We start from the raw sequence: 15,870 nt of genomic DNA on the forward strand, positions 1-15,870 counted from the left end.
CCGTCGCATGTCGGTGCGATCTCCTACTGTGACGCCCATGGCCCGCACTCTCACCCTGAGCCAGGCACGCCGTATCGCCGTGGCCGCGCAGTTGCTCGACCGATCCACGCCCCGGCCGCACCGGCCGACCATGGCGCACCTGCAGCGCACCGTCGATCGGCTCGGGGTGCTGCAGATCGACTCGGTGAACGTGCTGGCCCGTGCCCATCTGCTGCCGCTGCAGGCGCGACTTGGCGACTACGATCCTGCCCTGCTGGACCGCGCCACGCGGGGGACACCCGCCCGACCCCGGCGGCTGGTGGAGTACTGGGCGCACGAGGCCTCCTATGTCTCGCCCACGACGTACCAGGCGTTGCGGTGGCGGATGGACTCGCCTCGGATGCGGCGCCTGGACGATCGCCTCCGGCGAGAGCATCCCGAGACCATGGCGGCAGTGCTGGAGATCATCGCCGCCGACGGTCCGCTCACCGCGGCACAGGTGCATCAGCGGCTCGGGCACGGCAGCGGGCCCAAGGTGCACTGGGGTTGGAACTGGACCGTCGCGAAGGAAGCCCTCGAGGCGCACTTCGCACGTGGCCGGGTGATGGCGGCCCACCGGACCACACAGTTCGAACGGGCCTACGACCTACCGGAGCGGGTGCTGCCGCCGGCCGTGCTCACCGCCCCCGTCCCCGATCGCCCGACGGCGGTACGCACCCTGGTCGAGACCGCTGCACGTGCGCACGGGGTCGGGACGGCGCGGTGCCTGGCGGACTACTTCCGCGTGCCGGTGGCCGATGCGCAGCGGGCGATCGCCGAGCTCGTGGCCGACGGCGTGCTCGAGGAGGTGAGCGTGCGTGGGTGGGAGCGTCCGGTGGTGCTGCACAGCGCCGCGAGGATCCCGCGTCGCACCCGCGGCCGGGCGCTACTGGCCCCGTTCGACCCACTCGTCTTCGAGCGGCGGCGGCTCCTTGAACTGTTCGGCATGCACTACCGCATCGGCATCTACACCCCAGCGGCGCAACGCACCCACGGCTACTACGTGCTGCCATTCCTGCTGGGAGACCGGCTCGTGGCCCGGGTGGATCTGAAGACCGATCGTGAGCGTGGTGCGCTGCTGGTGCGGACGGTGTTCGCTGAACCCGGGGCCCTGGCGGAGACGGCCGACGAGCTGGTGGCCGAGCTCAGGGAGATGGCCGCGTGGCTGGGGGTGGACCAGGTGCTGCTGGACGAGGGTATTCGCGGGGATCTCGCAGTGCCGGTGGGGCGTGTGCTCGCGGCAGCCTGAGAGGTTCGCGCGCCTTGCCAGGGTGAGGCGACCTGGAATACTCGGGCCGGTGATCGATCCGGCTCCGCTGACGCCAACGACCTGTCTGGCCGCGGTGCTGACGCCGACAGCTGCCGATGGGTCGACCGATCTCGATGTCGCACGGCGGTACTTCGCCAGCGTGATGGACGACGGCGTGGACGGGCTCGCGGTGGCGGTGCACACCGGCCGCGGAGACCGTCTGGATATCGAGGCACGCTCTACCTTGATATCCCGGGCCCGGGAGGTGTCCGGGCAGGTGGTCACGGCGGTGTGGTCGGGTGACGACCCGGTGTGGCCTGCGGAAGCTGAGGGCGCCGGCGCGACGGCACTGCTCATCGCTCCCGGCTATCCGGATGATCCCGGTGTCGAGGCGCAACGCCTCGATCGGATCGCCGAAGCGAGCGCATTGCCGCTGATCGCCTTCGACCTCTACCTGCGCCCGTACGACGACGTGACGCGCGAGGCCGTGCTGGCTCACCCGGCCGTGCGAGCCTTCAAGTCCGCTCGGATGCATGACGCGATTGCCAGTCAGAGCGGGATCCGCGCGGCACAGCGGCACGGTGTGCCAGTGCTCACCGGTGAGGATCGGATGTTCGTCCCGTCCCTGATGTGGGGCGCCACTGGTGCTCTGGTGGGGATCGGGGCCGCGGCCACCGCGGTGACCGTCCGCGCACTCTCGGCCTTCCGCGCGGGGGACGGGATCGTGGCTGCCTCCCGGGCGCTCGACTCCCTCGCTGAGGCGACTTTCAGGCCGCCGTTCGACGGATACGTCCAGCGGATGGCCTGGATCGCTGCCGCTGAAGGGCGTATCCCGGCCGAGTTCGCGCATGACCCTGCGCGTCCGGCCCAGCTCAGCGACGACGAACGCGACGGGGTCGTCCGTGCCGCCGCCCGTGCGATGCGCGGGTTGCCATTGCACTGACTATTCATCGTCATTGACACAGCACCACACTGTCCGCTAATTTCGGTCCGGACCGTTAATCAGAGATGATCCGAGCGGTCGCACCGCTGTCGATGACGACCAAGGAGTGCAGGATGAGATCCCGACCATCTGCCACGATCGCGCTGGCGGCCTCGGCCGCCATGCTGCTGGGGGCCGCCATCGGCGTGCCCGCCTCGGCCACTATCCACCCGCCCTCGGCCGTCGGTATCGAGGCGACCGGGTCTACCGGTGATCCGGTCACCGACCTGGGGGAGGCCGTCCGGAAGACCCAGGTGCTCGCCTCGGCCACGGGAACAGCGCCTGACGGCGTCCCGTACGGCTACTACGTCGTCTCCGGCAATCAGAACACCACGGCGGAGTTCGCCGTCGTGGATCTGCGCACCGAGGAGACCGTGCTGCGCACGCGGTTGCCCTACGGTGCGAGCAGCCAGCGTGCGCTGGACGTCTCTCCGGTCGACGGCACGGTCTACTTCGGCACCTCCGACGTCGGCCACGTCTACCGCTACGTGCCTGGCGCCGATGACGTCGAACACCTGGCCGAGCTGCCCACCGGTGTCCGCGCCTGGGGCCTGGCGGTCGATGAGGACGGTGTCCCGTGGATCGGCGGGTACCCGACCGGTGCGTTGTACTCCCTCGACGCGGACTCGGGCGAGCTCACCAACCATGGGCAGGCGATCGAGGGTGAGCAGTACATCAACGCGATCGCACCTGTGGGCGAGACCATCTACGTGGGGACCAACGCGAACGCCAAGCTGGCCGAGTTTGACCGGGCGACGGGCACGTTCACCGAGATCGCCATGCCGGCCGGCCACAGCGGCACGAACGTGACCGCGCTCGACGTGCGCGGTGATCTGATGTTCGTCAGTACCACCAACATGTACGTGCGGAACCTGGCTACCGGTGAGTGGGTCGACCGGATCACGGGCGTCAGTGCCCGGGTGTCACCGGTCTCGCCCACCGATCCGGACGCCGTCTACCTGCGACAGGGGCGGGAGGTGAAGCGCTATGACCTGAGCACCGGGGAGATCACCGGAACGGGGAACTTCCCCAACGCCACACCCGAGTCCTGGGGGTGGATGGATGTCGACGGAACCGGCCCCTACCTGACGCTCACCTACTGGCGGGACGGCCGCACCTACGGCTGGAACCTGGCCACTGGCGCGGGCTTCTACCTCGTCCCCGACGTCGAAGGCGCCGGTGCGCCGCTGATCAGTCTCGGCACCGGTCCGCTGGGCAACATCTACGCCGGGGCCTTCCTCAGCCCGCCCGGATCGGGGATGTACGACCCGGACGGCGAGGGCATCACGCTGCTGAACGGCACCAGCCAGGTCGAGGGCTGGGGCACGTTCGACGGCAACGTCGTCTTCGGCCGCTACCCGCAGGGCTCGGTCTACCTGTACGACCCGGAGCAGCCCTGGAGCTACGGCAGCAACCCCGACACTCCGCCGCTGGAGCTCGGCAACGGGGTGAGCCGCCCGCAGTCGCTCATCGAGCTGACCGCCGTGCCTGACACCGTGGCTGTGGCCTCGGTGCCGAAGCCCGGCGAGCACGGCGGGGCGATCACCTTGTGGCAGCCCTATGAGGGGACCCACACCGTGTACCGGAACGTGGTCCAGGACCAGACCCCGGTCGGTTTCGTCCAGCACGAGGGTCTGCTGTTCGGTGGCACCTCCATCGAGGGCGGGTACGGCATCGACCCGATCACCGATGAGGCCGTGCTGTTCGCCTGGGACCCGGTCAGCACTGAGACAATGTGGACCGCCGCTCCGATCCCGGGGGCCGAGACCCTCGCCGGCTTCGCCATCGACGATGACGGTCACCTGTGGGGCGTCGCGGACAGTCGCACGGTCTTCGAGTTCGATCTGGAGAGCCAGACGTTGCTGCGTACGGTCACGATCGACGGCGATGCTCCGATCGACCGATTCGGGGACAACGACCGGCTGCTCGTCGACCATGGTCGGCTGTTCGGCTCCGTGGCTGACCGGTTGTTCGTCCTCGACCAGGTGACCAGCGAGGTCACCAGCCTGTACGGGACGGACAGTGGCCGCAGCGACGGCGTCACCCAGGTGCATGAGCTGGCACAGGACCGCTACGGCGACCTGTACGTCATCAGCGAGGGCACCCGGTTGGCGCGCTACGACCTGCCGGAGGACGTGACGGCACCCGAGGTCACGGTCGACGCGCGCGGAGCGGCCGTGTGGTTGTCCGCTACCGACGACCAGGACGACGCACCCAGTATCGACTACCGGGTCGACGGCGGGGACTGGCAGAGCTACGACGGTGAGGATCCGATCGTGGTGTACCCCGGTGCGGAGCTGGAGTACCGCGCCATCGACGCCGCGTGGAACTCCTCCGAGGTGGCCCGCCACACGTTCGGATGAGCACAGTGCTCGCGGTGCCCGGCAGGGCGACGGATCTCGTCGCCCTGCCGGGCGCTGCTGCTGTCCGGCTCCACATCCGGCGAGGTGCCGCAGGCGACGGCAGCGCCTGTGGCACGATGAACGGCACCTGCAGCCGTCGCGGAACGGGAGACATATGACACCGGTCGTGGGCGTCGTCGGCCCGGCCGATCTCGTCCCGGGCGTGGCCGAGTCGGTCAGTGAGGTGTCCGGACTTGAGGCCATCACGCTCCCGTACTCCCACGAGTCCGAGACTCCCGACCTCGTGCGCGAGAACGCCGCGTCGGTCGATGCCTGGCTGTTCACCGGAATCGTCCCCTACACCCTCGCCAAGGGAACCACGAGCCGGCCGGCGGCGTTCGTCGACTACACCCGGGAGACGGTGCTGCGGTCGTGGGTGCGCCTGGCGCGGGAAGGGCGTGACGTCGCCCGTACCTCCATCGATACGGTGGGCATTCCGGAGCTGCGGGAGATCGCGGATGCGGTGGGCCTACCTGCGGACCGGCCGCGTTCACTTCCACACCGGGTGGACCAGCGCGTGTCGCAGCTGATCGATTTCCACCGCAACAACCCCGACGACTCCTGGACGGCCATCACGTGTGTCTCCAGCGTGTACGAGGCACTCCGTGAGGAGATCGCGATCGTGCGGCTGGTGCCGTCGGAGAACGCAATCAGGACGGCGATCAGCCGGTTGACGCTGACGATCAACAGCCAGGTCAGCGAGGACTCGCAGGTGGCGGTGGGTCTGCTGGCCGCTGACGACATGACCCGGGCGGCCCCCTTCCTCAAAGCGCAGGCGACGGCGCTCGCAGGCACGGTAGCCCTGGCTGAGACGGGGGAGATGCTGCTGGTCACCACACGGGGCGCCCTGGCGATCGCCTCGTACCAGTTCTCCCAGCCGCCGCTGCTGCGGCGATTGTCGGAGGCCGGCATCAGTGCCAACGCCGGGTTCGGAGTGGGACGCACGGCCCTGGAGGCCGAACAGCTGGCGCGCCGGGCACTCAACCGCGCCCGAGCGCATCCGGGACCGACGGCGGTGGTCTCGTTCCGTAATGATGTGGACCTCGCGCTCGGTCTCGGTGCCGAGAACAGTGAGGCACCCGGGGAGCAGGAGGCTCCGGCACTGGGCACCATTGCGACCCGGGTGGGCGTGGCCCTGCAGACCCTGACGCGTCTGCGCGATCTGGCACACCACCATCCGGACGAGCCGCTGACCTCCCGGGTGGTGGCCGAGGCACTGGATGTCCAGTTGCGGACCGCGCGGCGGATGTTGCAGCGGCTGGAGCGCGGAGGATATGCCGAACGGGTGGGAAACGAAGCACGAGAGTCCAGCGGCAGGCCGCTCACGCAGTACCTGCTGCATCTGTAGACCACGAGATCCGGAGAACATGGATCCGGGGTGCGTGGAAGTGTCCCCATGATTCGACGACGAGGAGATGCGATGAAGCGCGCCATCATGCTGATGTTCGACAGCCTGAACCGGCACATGCTGCCGCCCTACGATCCGCAGACGTGGGTGCAGGCACCGAACTTCGCGCGGCTGGCCCGGCGCGCTACCCGGTTCGAGAAGTTCTACGCAGGGTCACTGCCCTGTATCCCTGCTCGGCGTGAGCTGCACACCGGGCGGTACAACTTCCTGCATCGCAGCTGGGGACCGCTGGAGCCGTTCGACGAGTCGATGCCGCAGATCCTCCGAGACGCGGGCGTGCACAGCCACCTCGTCTCCGACCACCCGCACTACTGGGAGGACGGCGGAGCGACCTATCACACCCGCTACACCACCTGGGACTTCCATCGCGGGCAGGAGGGGGACCCGTGGAAGGCAGTCGTGCAGTCCGGACCGCGCGGCGCCGGCGGGCATGAGCGGGCCAGGGTGCAGGACCGGATCAACCGCACCTCCATGCCCACCGAGGTCGAGCACGTGCAGACCAGGACGGTCGACGCGGGCCTGGAGTTCCTCGAGACCAATCACGCGGCGGACGAGTGGCTGCTCCAGCTGGAGCTTTTCGATCCGCACGAGCCCTTCTTCACTCACCAGCAGTACAAGGACCTGTACCCGGCGGACCATGACGGCTCGGCGTCGCCGGAGGCAGGGACCGACTGGCCGGACTACCGGAAGGTCACCGAATCCCCCGACCAGCTCGAGCACGTCCGCCGCGAGTATGCCGCGCTGGTCTCGATGTGCGACCGCTCGCTGGGCCGGGTTCTCGATGCGATGGATGAGTATCACCTCTGGGAGGACACGATGCTCATCGTCAACACCGACCACGGCTTCCTGCTCGGTGAGCACGGATGGTGGGCCAAGACCGTGATGCCCTGGTTCGAGGAGCTCGTGCACCTGCCGTTCTTCCTGTGGGACCCGCGATCTCCCGAGGGTGCGCAGGACACGACGGCGGTGGCTCAGACCATCGACATCGCCCCCACGTTGCTGCGCTACTTCGGGATGACGCCGCCGGAGAGCATGCAGGGCAAAGATCTGGGACTGACCAGTGCAGCTGGAGATACCGGCGCAGTCGCCGGGACGCTCGCCGAACGCGAGGGTGGTCTCTTTGGCATCCACGGCGGGCACGTGAACGTCACCGACGGCAGGTACGTGTATATGCGCTCGGCTGCGACGCCGTCGAACGCCCCGCTGGAGCAGTTCACCCTGATGCCCACCCACATGCGTGAACGATTCCCCGTGAGCGAGCTGGCCGCCTGGGAGCCCGCGGAGCCGTTCTCGTTCACTCAGGGGCTGCGGACGATGCGCATGGAGACGCCGACCCGGTGGATGAACCCGTGGCCGCACGGGACGTTGCTCTTCGACGTGGAGCGCGATCCGCAGCAGCGTGAGCCGCTCCTCGATGACGAGGTGGAGTTGCGCATGCTGGATCTACTGGTGCGGCTGATGCGCGAGAACGATGCACCGGCCAGCCAGTTCGCCCGGTTGGGGTTGCCCGTCGAAGGACCCGTGGGAGTCGAGCACCTCATGGCCGGCCGCGACGCCGAACGCGCCGCTGCCACCGCGCAACCGATGCCCGACCTTGCCGGGCATCCCGCTCGGGCCGACTTGGATCGCCCGGTGGGGGAACTCCTGGGTGAGCCACGGACTCGCGACACGCTTGCCGCACATGCACCCGACCTGGCACAGACCGAGTTGCTGACGGTCTCGCCGGGGACCACCTTGATCGACCTCGCGGCCTCAGGTGCGCTCCCTGCGGCCGCACTGACCGCGATCGCCGACGATCTGGCCGCGATGGCCACTCAGCCGTGACCGACACACCGGGAAGGAACGATGTGGCCGAACGACCTAATGTCTGGTTCGTCATGACCGACCAGCAGCGATGGGACTCGATGGGGTACGCCGGCAACGACGTCATCGAGACCCCCAATCTCGACCAGCTCGCCTCCGAGGGGAGCTGGTTCGAGCACGCCTACAGCGCGACACCCTCGTGCATCCCGGCACGAGCGAGCCTGATGACCGGGCAGGACCCCTGGCACACGGGGATCCTCGGCATGGGGGAGGGCCAAGGGCCCGCGCAGTGCCTCGAGAACACGCTGCCGGAGTCGCTCGCGCGGGCCGGCTATCACACACAAGCAGTGGGGAAGCTGCACGTGCACCCGCAGCGTGACCTGATCGGCTTCCATCACACCGTGCTGGACGAGTCCGGTCGGCGCGAACATCCGCAGGTCCCGACCGATTACGATCGGTGGCTCCATCGCGAGGTGCCCGATGCGGGCACGGATTCGCATGGGATCGGGTGGAACTCGTTGCACAGCCGGGCGTGGCACCTGGCCGAGCGTCAGCATCCGACGTATTGGACGGCGACCGAGTCGATCGACTTCCTGCGGCGGCGGGACCCGTCGAAACCGTTCTTCCTGATGACCTCCTTCGCCCGGCCGCACTCACCGTACGATCCGCCGGAGCCGCTGCTGAACCAGTACTTGGATGCCGATCTTCCGGAGCCGTGGATCGGGGATTGGGCCGCACGCCATGCCGTCGCCAGCTGGGCGCCGGATGCCTGGCGGGGGGTGCGCAGCCGGGAGCAGGTGCGTCGTACCCGCGCCGGCTACTACGGCACGATCACCCACATCGATCAGCAGATCGGCCGCATCCGGTTCAACCTCGAGCGGGAGGGACTCCTGGACAACACGATCATCGTGTTCACCTCCGACCACGGTGACATGCAGGGCGATCACCACCTGTGGCGCAAGACCTACGCTTATGAGGGCTCGGCCCACATCCCGCTGTTTGTCGTGCTGCCGCAGGCGATCCGGGAGCGGTACGGCATCGAGCCCGGGACCCGGAGCGAGGCCCCCGTCTGCCTCCAGGACGTGATGCCCACCATCCTCGACGCCTGTGGGATCGAGATCCCGGAGAGCGTCGATGGCCGCAGCGTGCTGCCGGTGCTCGCCGATCCGGATGCCCCGTGGCGGGATGCGATCCACGGTGAGCACTCCACCTGCTACGACGCCAGCCAGGAGATGCAGTACCTCACCGACGGCAGGCAGAAGTACATCTGGTTCGCTCAGGACGGTGCCGAGCGGCTGTTCGATCTGGTTGCTGACCCGCACGAGGAGAGGGATCTGGCCGCGGACCCTGCATACGCCGAGACGCTCGAGCACTGGCGCAACCGGCTCGTCGAGATCGTCGACGCACGCGACTGTGGCTGGACCGAGAACGGACGGATGGTCCCGCGAGGTGACGGCCGGCCGTTGGTCTCACCGCACTACGCGCAGCGGCTCGCCCGGCACGGGGTCTGACTCGGCGAGTCGCAGCTCAGAGGTGTCGGTCGACGTCCATACGCTGATGCAGGACGCGGATGACGTCGACCCCCTGAGGTTGGGTTCGGTAGAAGATGAGATGTGAGCCAGAGGCGTACCGACGGTAGCCCTGACGGATCTCGTCGCAGGATCGTCCCCGCTGGGGATCCGTGGCAACCCGTTCGATCGCCTGACGCAGATCGCCAAGGTAGGACTCTGCTTGTGCGACATCCCAGTGCTCCACGGTGTAGTCCCAGATCGAGGACAGGTCACGCTGTGCTGCCGGAGTGAGCCGATAGAAGCCCTTGGTCATCCCCGAGCCTTGTCGGCCATGAACTCATCGAAGTCAAACTGCTCCGGCTCGCCGCTTTGTTCTCCGGCAATGAGGGCCGAGCGGAGTGCCCCCAACTGGGTCTCCCTGTCCTCCAAGAGTCGGAGTCCAGCACGGATCACCTCACTCGCCGACTGGTAGCGCCCTGTAGCAACCTCGCGGGCGACGAAGTCGCGGAAGTGAACATCGAGGCTGATCGAGGTGTTGGTGGCCATACGCCCGACGATACCAAAATCTGGTACATCGCTCGTGGGCTGCTCGAGGCATGGATCGCCGATCCCGAGCGCGGACACCATCGAAGCCGTCCTACGCTGAAGGAGCTATTCGCCGACTACGCGGCCAGGCTCCGCACCTCGAAGTTCGCGTACTCGGCGATCATCGGGGACATCTGCCGGAACCCGAACCGCCCTCGCCCCAGTGCAGGCCCACCAGTCGATCCGTCGTCGTGCCACGCCAGCACCGGCAGGTCGTCGACGAACATCGCGACGTCCTTCCCGGCATGCCGGACCCGGATCCGGTACGGGGGCACTGCCGTGGCGACCGGCGGGATCGGATCGGGCGCCGTGGCGACCAGGTGGAAACCATGGCTCTTCCGCAGGTTGCATGTGTGCAGACGTGGGTCGATCCGCCGTCGGAAATAGGAGAGGTGATAGGTATCGATGTCTCCGGAGTGGTACTGCGGGTAGTCGCCATCACGCGGGGAGAGCGAGGCGTCGAACAGATCGACACCCCCTCGCCCGCGTGCGGCGAAGAACACGATGCACAGGCCGGGTTCGCGGATCGGCCAGAAGTCCCACGAATACTCCACATCGGGCCCGAACTCCTCCGGGCACCACAGCACGAAGTTGCCCTGCGTGGAGTCGTCGCTGATCACCGTGCTTTCCACCCGCATCCGACCTTGCGGGAAGCTGAGCGTCACCGGACCCTCGGCGTGAAAGCCGGCCACATCTGCCTCGGTCGCCAGCGGGTTTCGGTACATCGTCTCCGTCATGGCTCGCCTCCTTCGGGTGTTATCCCTTGATCCCGCTCGCTGCCACGCTGTTGACGATGTAGCGTTGCAGGACGGCGAACACGACCAGGCACGGAATCACCGTGACCGCGGCTGCGGCCATCAGCGTGGACTGGGACACGGCCTCCTGGTTCAGGCTCGCCAGCCCCACGGTCAGCGTCCGCATCTCGTCGGTCTGGGCCAGGATCAGTGGCCAGAGGAAGTCGTTCCAGTGCCACAGGAACACGAAGATCCCGAGCGTGGCGAGGATCGGTTTCGTCAGGGGGAGGACGATGCGCCAGAAGATCGTCCACTCCCGCGCGCCGTCGATCTTGGCTGCCTCGAAGAGTTCGTCGGGCAAGCCCATGATGAACTGCCGCATCAGGAACACCGCCTGGGAGTTCGCCAGTGTCGGCACGATCAGCCCCCAGAAGGTGTCGATGCCCTCGAGCCTGGCGACCAGCACGAAGAGCGGGATGATGGTGGCCTGGGTCGGCACCATCAGGGTGGCCAGGAACGACCAGAACACGATCTCCCGGCCAGGGAAGCGCTTCTTCGCGAAGGCGTACCCGGCCATCGCCGCCGTGATCAGCACCAGTACCACGGAGACGATCGAGTAGATGGCCGAGTTCACCGTCCAGCGTAGGAAGTTGCGTGCGCTCAGGATGCCGATGAGGTTGTCGAGGGTCCACGCCTCCGGCAGCTGGTAAGGGATGGTCCGGGCGCCCTCGGGGCTGAGTGCCAGGATGAAGACGGCCACGAATGGCACCAGCGTGCCGATGGCCAGTAGTGCTGCCACCAGGATCGTTCCTGGCCGGATCGACCGCCGACGCTGGCGAAGCCCGGAGGGTGTGCCGGTCCTCTCCTCGTTCCGGATAAGCGTGGCGGTCATGTGTTGCTCCGATCGAGGAAGCGGCGCTGGATCAGGGAGATGACGAACACGAGCAGGAAGATCACGACGCCGATCGCCGCCGCGTACCCGAAGTCGAAGAACTTGAAGCCCTGGTCATACAGTGCGTAGACGAGCGAGTAGGACGCGCGAGAGGGGCCGCCGCCGGTCATCACGTAGATCGTGTCGAAGACCTGGAAGGCAGCGATCGTCTCGATCACCAGCACGAAGAACACCACAGGCCGCAGCAGTGGCAGCGTGATCCGGAAGAACCGCTGGGTCGCGTTTGCCCCGTCCAGGGTGGCCGACTCCAGGAGATCCTCGGGGATGTTCTTCAGACCCGCCAGCAGGATCAACATCGTGTACCCGAATCCGCGCCACGCCGAGACGATCGCGAGGGAGCTCAGAACCTGCCCCTGATTGCCGGTCAGGAAGGGGTAGGGGTCGATCCCGACGGCGGAGAGCGTGCCGTTGACGAGTCCGTCCGTGGCGAAGATCCACAGCCAGATCACCCCGGCGAGGACGAGTGAGGTCACGTAGGGCAGGAAGAGCGCGCCGCGGAAGAAGCCGGTGCCCCAGACCAGCCGGTTCAGCACCAGCGCCGTCACCATGGACACCACGACGACGAGCGGGACATAGATGACCGCGTAGACCAACGTGGTGGTCAGGGCACCGAGGACGACCTCGTCGCCGAGCATCCGCGTGTAGTTGTCGAACCAGACGACGGAGTAGTCCCCGCTGAGCTGATAGTCCGTCAGGCTCATCCCGAGCGCGCCCAGGGTGGGCACGAACCGGAAGATGACGAACAGCACGAGCATGGGCAGCACGAAGAGGATGCCCGCCCACATCCCGTTGCGCGTGGCGGTCGAGCCGCGTCGCTGCCGCTGGCCCGCCGATGCGGAGGTGGAAGTCATGGTCTCACTCTCGATCGAGTGCGGTGGGGCGCCGGGACGCCCCACCGCTGGGGTCGCTACATGCGAGAGATGGCGTCCCGTGCCTCTGCGGCAGCGTCCGCCATGGCTTCCTCGGCGGTCTTCTGCCCCTGCAGGGCTGACTGGATGTGCGTGGCGAGAATCGACATCACCTGCCGCGCTCCCGGCGCCGCCTCGCCCGGGTTGGACACCGCGAGGGAGTCGAACAATGCCTGGGTGGCGTCGTCGTCGATCGTGATCTCGGCGTCCTCACGGGACGGGAACCAGCCCGCCGCTTCGAACATCGCGGACTGCGCCTCCGGCGCCGCCAGGGCGCGCGCCACCTCAAGAGCAGCTTCCTCGTCCTCATTGATCGTGGTCAGGCCGATGATGCCCGGTGTGCCGAAGGACGCCTGGACCGCACCGGTGAGCGGAGCGCCCACCGTCACGTTCTCCTCCCCGACGGCCGCCTCCAGCTGGTCGACCGAGGTGCCCGACATCGAGTACGACATCGCCGCCGTCTCCAGCGCGAGCGGCCCACCCTCCACGGCGTTCGTCTTGGTCGCCGCATCGGCGGGCAGCCCACCGGCTTCCTGCAGGTCGAGCAGGAACTGCAGGGCGGCGACCCCCTCCGGGCCGTCGAAGGCGATGTCACTGCCGTCCTCGGTAAACACCGTGCCGCCTGCCTGCCACAGCAGTGGGTAGAAGGAGATGTTGAGCGTGGTCTCGGCCGAACCGGAGTAGTCCATGACGGAGACGCCGTTCTCGGCCAGGGCTGGTGCGGCGTCCAGGATCTCGTCCCACGTCTGCGGGAGCTCGGTGATGCCCGCCTCCTCGAACAGTGCCGTGTTGTAGGCCGTCGCGTTCGCGGTCTGGTAGATCGGCAGTCCGTACACCTCACCGTCGAAGGTGCCGCCGGCGAGGGCACCCTCGAAGTAGACGCTTTCGTCGTCGATGGCGCCGTCGATCGGCTTGAGACCGCCGGTGTCGTAGAAGTTTCTCGCCAGGTCCGGCACGAGCAGCACCAGGTCCGGACCGGTGTCGGCGGCGATCGCGGTCCCGATCTTCTCCTCCCGGTCCGACCAGGGCTGCAGCTCGATCGAGAGATCGATGTCGGAGTGCTCGGCCTCGAAGTCGGACTCGAACGTCTCCCAGTACTCGCGGCTGGCGTCCGCGTCCTCGATCACGGGGTACATCCAGAGGGTGATCTCGCTGGATCCACCGTCGGCTGAGCCATCGCCCGAGGAGCAAGCGGTCAGCGCGAGCGCTGCAGCCGCTCCGACGGCGATCGTGGCTGTGGTTCGGGTTCTCATGAATCCTCCAGGGGTAGGGTGATGCGTCCTCGCATCAGGGTCGGGCCGGTCATCGCAGCCACTCGCTGCGACGATCCGCGATGAAGTGCTCGTCCGAGGTCCACGGGTACCGAGCCAGGGCAGTGCGGATCCGGTCGGCCTGACCGGCCGAGAGCGTCTCGCGCGGGTTTAGACAGCGCATGCTCGGAAGCAGGCCCTGCCACCAGAGCACGGCGTTGACTCCCGCGATGCACCCGCGGAGGCCGTTCTCGGCGTCGAACACTGCCGCGTTCAGCTCGGTGAGCTGCGGGGCGCGGGCGGTCAGTGCCCGGACTGCCCCGTCATCGCCCGCACGTGCCCGGTGCACCGTGGTCATCAGTTGTGCCGCCGCGTGGGTACCGACCGCCCACTGACCCAGCAGGCCGCCGTCGATCCAGCGCCCGCCGGGGAACGGAGCGACCTTCACGGCCACGACGTTCTCGATCTCGGCGAACTCTCGCCAGAAAGCCCCCGACATGCGCGGTCCGCCGATCGCCTCCTGCAGGTAGAAGCCGATCACCGGGAGTACCTCGGCCACGGACCGGGCCCGGTCGAGCATCTGCGACTCCTCCACCGCACAGTCGCGCGGAGGGCTCAGCAGCACGGCGTCATAGCCGAGCCGGGCGGCGAGCTCGGCCTCCGCAACGGCTGCGTCCTCGTCACCTGCCACGCCAGCGATCCGCACCAGCCCCGGGCTCTCGGCCAGCACCTCGGCGGTCAGCTCGAGGACCGGTTCCAGCAGCCGGGTGCCCCGGTCGCGGATCTCGAACTGCGTCGTGTGCACGGCCGCTGCCACACCACCGGCGCCGGCCGCTGCGTAGTAGCGCACGACGGCGGCCTGGTACCTCTCGTCGAAGGTGCCGTCCTCCCGTAGGGCCAAGGGGAGGGCAGGAATGACCAGCCCGTCGCGCAACCGCGCCGTGATCTGCTCCCGCGTGCGGCGCTGTGCTGCCGGCCCGATCAGAACTGACCGTCCTGCCGCTGGAACTTCGTCGGCTTGTCCCACAGCACGCCTCCCTTCGCGATCCAGTTGGCCTGCCACTCGATCAGGGTGCGGGCGGGCACGTCGGGGTAGCCGAACAGGTCGTGGCAGCGAGCGGCATCGGCGAGCAGGGCGCTGTCGGACTCCTCGCCCTCGAAGACCACGTCCCTGCCGAGCGCCGCAGCGAGAGCGTGCGCGGCGGTACGCACCGAGAGCGTCTCCGGGCCAGTGAGGTTGATCCGGAACGGCTCCGGTGCACTGGCGTGCAGGAGCGAGCGCAGCACCACCTCATTGGCGTACCGCTGCCAGACGACGTTCACGAACCCGGTCGTCAGGTCCACCGGCCGACCATCGAGGATCGTGCGCGCCAGGTCCGCGAAGACGCCGTAGCGCGGTTCCACGGCGTAGTTCAGACGCACCAGCGCGAGACGTGTGCCGCGGGTGGCAGTGGCGGCCTCGAAGACGCGCTCGCGGCCCAGGCAGCTCATCGCATACTCGCCGACCGGCCCGGTCGGGGACTCCTCACTCGGTGCGGGTGAGCGCAGATCGGTCAACGGGTAGACGTTGCCGGTGGACAGGGCGGAGATCCGCGTCGGGATAGCGCTGGGTCACCGTGTGCGGGAGGGCGGCGTTCGTCAGCCACGCCCGGTACTCCTGCCCGGTGACCCCGAACTTGGCGCCGACCATGAAAACCACATGTCCGCCGTCGGGAAGCTGTGACTCGACTCCGGGAGAGGCAAGATCGGCCACCACGGTGGACACCCCTGCGGACTCGAGCCGCTCGCGGACCTCGGCATCGCTCCAGCGGGAGACGGCGTGCACGACCACCTCGCGGCGTCCCGCCTCGTCCAGGGCGCGTCGGGCCATCATCGCCAGGGTCGGACCCATCTTTCCGCCCGCGCCGAGGATGACCAGGTCACCGTCGATCTGCGCGGCGTCCTGGACGAGTCCGGGGGAGGGGGAGGAGAGTCGGCGCTCCACGGCCTCATCGCCACCGGGGGCGCCGGATTCGGTCGTCATCGCTGGAGATCCTCCGCTGGGGCGTCATCGGCAGTTGTTTCATAT

15 protein-coding genes are annotated in these 15,870 nt (G+C 68.0%); 6 read left to right on the forward strand and 9 right to left on the reverse strand.

What is annotated here, in order from left to right; all coding sequences use genetic code 11:
• The first annotated feature begins 37 nt into the window (after positions 1-37).
• The 6 genes from BLU77_RS20645 to BLU77_RS20670 all read left to right on the forward strand — a co-directional run bounded on the left by BLU77_RS20645 (position 38) and on the right by BLU77_RS20670 (position 9,373).
• Entirely contained in the window at positions 38-1,267 is a 1,230-nt protein-coding gene (locus BLU77_RS20645; protein ID WP_089775283.1) for a winged helix-turn-helix domain-containing protein, read from the forward strand.
• Positions 1,268-1,316: 49 nt separating this feature from the next.
• Positions 1,317-2,210 (forward strand): dihydrodipicolinate synthase family protein, encoded by an 894-nt coding sequence (locus BLU77_RS20650; protein ID WP_175477270.1) that lies wholly within the window; start codon positions 1,317-1,319, stop codon positions 2,208-2,210.
• A 113-nt stretch (positions 2,211-2,323) separates the two neighbouring features.
• Positions 2,324-4,612, forward strand: coding sequence for an NHL repeat-containing protein (locus BLU77_RS20655; RefSeq protein WP_139177874.1), 2,289 nt, complete (start codon positions 2,324-2,326; stop codon positions 4,610-4,612).
• Positions 4,613-4,766: 154 nt separating this feature from the next.
• Positions 4,767-5,999 carry a helix-turn-helix domain-containing protein gene (locus tag BLU77_RS20660; protein WP_089775289.1) on the forward strand — a complete coding sequence of 411 codons (1,233 nt, stop codon included), beginning with the start codon at positions 4,767-4,769 and terminating at the stop codon, positions 5,997-5,999.
• Between the two features lie 72 nt (positions 6,000-6,071).
• Complete coding sequence (locus BLU77_RS20665; RefSeq protein ID WP_089775291.1) at positions 6,072-7,883, forward strand: sulfatase; 1,812 nt, start codon at positions 6,072-6,074, stop codon at positions 7,881-7,883.
• A 23-nt stretch (positions 7,884-7,906) separates the two neighbouring features.
• Positions 7,907-9,373 carry an arylsulfatase gene (locus tag BLU77_RS20670; protein WP_089775293.1) on the forward strand — a complete coding sequence of 489 codons (1,467 nt, stop codon included), beginning with the start codon at positions 7,907-7,909 and terminating at the stop codon, positions 9,371-9,373.
• Positions 9,374-9,389: 16 nt separating this feature from the next.
• Here the strand turns inward: BLU77_RS20670 and BLU77_RS20675 are convergent, their stop codons facing one another.
• From BLU77_RS20675 to BLU77_RS22845, 9 genes are all read right to left on the reverse strand, one after another.
• Positions 9,390-9,686: a type II toxin-antitoxin system RelE/ParE family toxin gene (locus BLU77_RS20675; RefSeq protein ID WP_089775295.1), complete on the reverse strand. Its 297-nt coding sequence runs from the start codon at positions 9,684-9,686 to the stop codon at positions 9,390-9,392.
• Positions 9,683-9,919 (reverse strand): type II toxin-antitoxin system ParD family antitoxin, encoded by a 237-nt coding sequence (locus tag BLU77_RS20680; RefSeq protein ID WP_089776077.1) that lies wholly within the window; start codon positions 9,917-9,919, stop codon positions 9,683-9,685. The genes BLU77_RS20675 and BLU77_RS20680 overlap by 4 nt, the downstream gene beginning before the upstream one ends.
• A 116-nt stretch (positions 9,920-10,035) precedes the next feature.
• Positions 10,036-10,695, reverse strand: a complete 660-nt coding sequence (locus BLU77_RS20685) for a DUF1961 family protein (protein ID WP_089775297.1) — start codon at positions 10,693-10,695, stop codon at positions 10,036-10,038.
• A gap of 19 nt (positions 10,696-10,714) precedes the next feature.
• Positions 10,715-11,584 (reverse strand): carbohydrate ABC transporter permease, encoded by an 870-nt coding sequence (locus tag BLU77_RS20690; RefSeq protein WP_089775301.1) that lies wholly within the window; start codon positions 11,582-11,584, stop codon positions 10,715-10,717.
• Positions 11,581-12,495 carry a carbohydrate ABC transporter permease gene (locus BLU77_RS20695; protein ID WP_089775303.1) on the reverse strand — a complete coding sequence of 305 codons (915 nt, stop codon included), beginning with the start codon at positions 12,493-12,495 and terminating at the stop codon, positions 11,581-11,583. Before BLU77_RS20695 ends, BLU77_RS20690 begins: the two co-directional genes overlap by 4 nt.
• Before the next feature lie 56 nt (positions 12,496-12,551).
• Positions 12,552-13,805: an ABC transporter substrate-binding protein gene (locus BLU77_RS20700; protein ID WP_089775305.1), complete on the reverse strand. Its 1,254-nt coding sequence runs from the start codon at positions 13,803-13,805 to the stop codon at positions 12,552-12,554.
• A gap of 49 nt (positions 13,806-13,854) precedes the next feature.
• A complete protein-coding gene (locus tag BLU77_RS20705) occupies positions 13,855-14,829 on the reverse strand; it encodes a beta/alpha barrel domain-containing protein (protein WP_245708976.1) in 975 nt (324 codons plus the stop codon).
• Positions 14,784-15,359, reverse strand: coding sequence for an NAD-dependent epimerase/dehydratase family protein (locus BLU77_RS22840; RefSeq protein WP_245708977.1), 576 nt, complete (start codon positions 15,357-15,359; stop codon positions 14,784-14,786). The genes BLU77_RS20705 and BLU77_RS22840 overlap by 46 nt, the downstream gene beginning before the upstream one ends.
• Positions 15,328-15,825 carry a Rossmann-fold NAD(P)-binding domain-containing protein gene (locus tag BLU77_RS22845; RefSeq protein ID WP_245708978.1) on the reverse strand — a complete coding sequence of 166 codons (498 nt, stop codon included), beginning with the start codon at positions 15,823-15,825 and terminating at the stop codon, positions 15,328-15,330. Before BLU77_RS22845 ends, BLU77_RS22840 begins: the two co-directional genes overlap by 32 nt.
• Between the last annotated feature and the right edge of the window lie 45 nt (positions 15,826-15,870).

This window comes from Ruania alba (genome assembly GCF_900105765.1).
GTDB classification, from domain to species: Bacteria; Actinomycetota; Actinomycetes; order Actinomycetales; family Beutenbergiaceae; genus Ruania; species Ruania alba.